This window comes from Psychrobacter sp. A3 (assembly GCF_028823565.1).
Taxonomy (GTDB): domain Bacteria; phylum Pseudomonadota; class Gammaproteobacteria; order Pseudomonadales; family Moraxellaceae; genus Psychrobacter; species Psychrobacter celer.
Genome location: NZ_JAPEHS010000171.1, coordinates 1 through 793, shown reverse-complemented (window position 1 = coordinate 793; position 793 = coordinate 1). Strand labels below are relative to the sequence as shown.

The following is a 793-nucleotide window of genomic DNA, read 5'->3' as shown; positions in this document are numbered from 1 at the left end:
GCGCCATTACCTTCATAAACACCGCCTAGATACTGAGCATCTCCACCAAAGAATCCACCATCGGCTTTATAACCCTCTTTGCTACCTGAGAACTGGTTGCCTGCAATTGTGGCTTCTAAACCAATCTTCTTATCACCAAAATCTAGATCGCCTTTTAGATTTTTGGCGACAAAGTCAGCGGTAAAGACTGAGGTGCCAAATTGAATGTTTTTGTCTAAACCAGTCTCGCGGTAAGTAGCATCCCCTGTATAGCCGACTTTACCTTCGGTTGGCATGTTCTCAGCTTGAGTGGCATTACCAACGACAGCCACACCATTGACAGGTAATAGGCCAGCAGCGGCACCGTCAATATGAGCCACTCTTAAGTCATCACTAAAGTCTTTGTAGGTTGAGGTGTAGACAAGGTCCTGTTCACCCAGTGAAGCAGTAACCACTTTGGTGGTGTTTTCAAATGAGTTGAATCCACTAGATCCTGCTACTGCTGTATCATTGTCACCACTGACTTGAAGCGCTACAGGATCAGAGACTAATCCTCTAGAGGCGATATCTGCCCGTGCTTGTACTTGCGTCTCATCCGTAATGCCAAAGTCACGAGTCGTGGCTGTCAACATACCTTGATTTAGTCCAGTGGCATCGATACTGATATGCTGCACACCGGATTTAGCAGTTTCAGGTGCGTTTTTGATTTGAGAAGCAGCTAAGGCGTCGGCTGCTGCTTGAATGGCTTGCTGAGCGGCTGCAATTTGCGCTTCTGCTGCGGCTTGAGCATCGGCTTGTGCCTGCTGAGCGGCGG

At 48.2% G+C, this 793-nt stretch carries 1 protein-coding gene; it reads right to left on the bottom strand.

Annotated elements, in window-relative coordinates:
• On the bottom strand, positions 1-793 hold a 793-nt coding region (locus tag NK638_RS12335; protein ID WP_274633241.1), incomplete at both ends, for a transferrin-binding protein-like solute binding protein.